General features: G+C 62.0%; 3 protein-coding genes and 1 pseudogene. All 4 read left to right on the forward strand.

Annotated elements, in window-relative coordinates; all coding sequences use genetic code 11:
- Positions 1-727, forward strand: a 727-nt coding sequence (locus ACIQ2X_RS15745; protein ID WP_396179924.1) for an efflux RND transporter periplasmic adaptor subunit, incomplete at its 5' end; no start/stop codon positions are given.
- 85 nt (positions 728-812) lie between these two features.
- Complete coding sequence (locus ACIQ2X_RS15750; RefSeq protein WP_396179925.1) at positions 813-1991, forward strand: ABC transporter permease; 1179 nt, start codon at positions 813-815, stop codon at positions 1989-1991.
- Positions 1988-2662, forward strand: coding sequence for an ABC transporter ATP-binding protein (locus ACIQ2X_RS15755; protein WP_396179926.1), 675 nt, complete (start codon positions 1988-1990; stop codon positions 2660-2662). Before ACIQ2X_RS15750 ends, ACIQ2X_RS15755 begins: the two co-directional genes overlap by 4 nt.
- A gap of 27 nt (positions 2663-2689) precedes the next feature.
- Positions 2690-2971, forward strand: a pseudogene (locus tag ACIQ2X_RS15760) (hypothetical protein); the annotation flags it as partial.

Below are 2971 nucleotides of genomic sequence, written 5' to 3' on the forward strand. Positions count from 1 at the left end.
GGCCAACTTTACCGCTCGCACGCGCTCGGGCGAATACCCCGAACTCCAGCTCAAACGCCAGCAGGAGGAGATGGCCATGTTCATCGAGACGCAGACCAAGGAGCGCCTGTCCCGCGACCAACAACTCGCCGACTTGGATCACGCCATTAAGCTGATCCGCCGGGATATTAACGATTGCCGCGTCAAGGCCCCGGCTTCGGGTACGGTAACCGAGCTGTTTGCCCAGCCCGGTGAAGTGGTCGCGGTGCGCGCCCCGTTGGTGCGCCTGTTCAGTCAAGCGCTCCAGGTCGAAGCGCGCATCAACGAGGAGGATTTTTCCGGCATTCGCCCCGGGTTGGATGCGTCGGTGCGCTTTCTCGCCTACGGGCCCGAGCTTTATCCGGCCAAGGTGGTCAAAGTCCTGCCCAACGCCGATCCGCTCAATCAGCAATACCGCGCCTACCTTGAGGTGAGCATCCCCGCCGAGCGCCTCATTCCGGGCTTGAGCGGTGAGGCGAGCATCATTCGCAACCGCCGCGACGGTGCGTTGATTGCGCCGCGTTCCGCGCTCAAGGATGGGGCGGTTTTTGTGATCGAAAATGGCGTGGCGCATCGTCGCCCCGTCACGGTGGGTTTCCGCAGCCTGAGCGCGGTGGAGCTGCTGGAGGGCGTTGCGGAAAACGCACAGGTGGCCGTCTCGCAGGTGGAGTCGCTCACCGATGGAGCCCGCGTCCAGGTTGCCCCGTGAACGGATAACCGCCGCTGTATTTCCGATGGCTCCCGCTCTGTTAATCGCGCTTCGCTTCCTGGGGGCGCGCAAACGCGCCATGCTCATGAGCCTGACGGGCATCGTGTTTGGCGTGGCGTTTTTCGTGATCACCCAGGCGCAGACGGCGGGGTTTGAGGCTTATTTTATCAAAACCATTCTCGGTGTTAACGGGATGGTTCGCATCGAGGACCGCATCCAGTCGACGCGTGCGCTCAACGCAGGCGAGGGCAGCAGCTTCGCCATCGCGGTGGAGGGCTCGGTCAAATACATCCCCGGGGTGCAGCACGCCAAAGCCGTTACCGATGCGCTCAAGGGTTTCCCTGAGGTGACGGCCGCCTCACCCGTGATTCGCGGCAACGCCACGCTCATCGCCAACTTTCGCGAATACGACACCAAGCCCTACGGCATCGACCTCGACACCTTTCTTAATGTGTCCGACCTGGAGACCCAGATCATCGACGGCTCGATGAAGGCCTTTGGCGAAAGCCCGTACGCCCTGATCGTCGGTGCGCGCATTGCCAGGCGCATGAACCTTGCGGTGGGCGACTCGGTTTTGCTCGATGGGCCCGGCGAGCCGCAGCGTTACCGAGTCTCCGCCATTTTCGAGACCGGTATCGACCAGGTGGATCGCGAACGCGTTTACCTCCACATCGCCGCGATTCGCACCCTGCTCAACAAGCCCACGGGCGCCTCGTTCATTCAGCTCAACCTGCGTGACGCCGCGCTCGCCCCCGCGCTCGCCCCGCGCATTCAGGAAGCCCTCGGTCACTCCACCATGGCGTGGCAGGAACGCGAAAAAACCTGGCTGCAGGTGTTCAGCGTGCTGCGGATTTCTTCCGCGCTCACCATTTCAACAATCATTTTTATCTCCGGCTTGGGTATGTTTAACACCTTGGTGATGATCGTCGTCGATAAGACCCGCGAAATCGCCATCCTGCGTTCGATGGGCTACACGCGGGCTGACATCAGCCGTATTTTTATGCTGCAAGGTGGCATCGTCGTCGTGATCGGCGTGGTGCTCGGGTGCGCGGCCGCAGCCTTGGGGACTTACACCTTGTCGCATATCCCGATTCGTATCCGCGGGATTTTCGCCAGCGACCATTTCGTCGTCCTGTGGGATCCGTGGCACTACGTGGCGGCCGCAATCATCGCCACAATCGTGGTATTAATTGCCAGTTATTTCCCATCCCGCCGCGCCGCGCGACTGGAGCCGGGCGCCGTCATCCGGGGGAGTTCCTCATGAGCCTCCTGCGCGTCGAAAACCTCCACCGCCACCTGGGCGAGGGCGACACCCGCTGCCATGCGTTGCGCGGAGTCGGCTTCACCATTGAGGGCGGGCGCACCTACGCCATCGCTGGCCATTCCGGCTCGGGTAAAAGCACGCTACTTTACCTGATCGGTCTACTCGACATCCCCGACGAGGGCCGCATCTGGGTGGGTGACCGCGAGACCAGTCGGCTGACCGATGACGAGCGCACCGCCGTGCGCAATGAGCACATGGGCTTTGTCTTCCAGTTTCATTTTTTGCTCAAGGAGTTCACCGCTCTTGAAAACGTCATGTTGCCCATGCGCAAGCTCGGCCGCCTGTCCGAGGAAGCGATGCGCGCCAAGGCGTCGGACCTGCTCACCGCCGTTGGACTAGGCGACAAAACCCGCCGTCTGGGAACCCAGCTTTCAGGTGGTGAACAGCAGCGCGTGGCCATTGCCCGTGCGCTGGCCAACGACCCTGGTTTGATTCTGGCCGACGAGCCCACCGGCAACCTAGACCACGCCAACGCCGACCGGGTGTTCGCGTTGCTCAGCGACATCGCTCATCAACGCGGCCAAGCGCTGCTGATGGTTTCGCACAACCCCGATTTGGCCAACCGCTGCGACCACGTTTTTCGTATGCAGGACGGCGTGATTCTAGCTTAGCGGTTACGCTAAATTTCCGTAATTTCCATGGCCTTCCCTTTTTTCTCCAAGTCCAAGAATCCGATCGCTGAGCGCGCCCGCGACGATTCGGCCACCAAGCTGCGCCTGCGTTACGCGCCCTACTATCATGCCATGGAGGCCCAGCAGGGCACCACCGTGCGTCTGCAGGGCCGCGACATGGTCATGCTGGCGAGCAATGACTACCTCGGGCTTTCCTTCCACCCCAAGGTCATTGAGGCGTCCCGCGCCGCACTTCTTAAATGGGGCTCCAGCCCGACCGGAGCTCGCGTCTCCAATGGCTCGCGCGCT

The sequence above is a fragment of the Flavobacterium sp. genome, assembly GCF_044368625.1.
Classification (GTDB): Bacteria; Bacteroidota; Bacteroidia; order Flavobacteriales; family Flavobacteriaceae; genus Flavobacterium.

Coding starts and splice junctions, on each gene's coding strand:
- ACIQ2X_RS15750 (WP_396179925.1), top strand. CDS start 813: ATGAGCCTGACGGGCATCGTGTTTGGCGTGGCGTTTTTCGTGATCACC.
- ACIQ2X_RS15755 (WP_396179926.1), top strand. CDS start 1,988: ATGAGCCTCCTGCGCGTCGAAAACCTCCACCGCCACCTGGGCGAGGGC.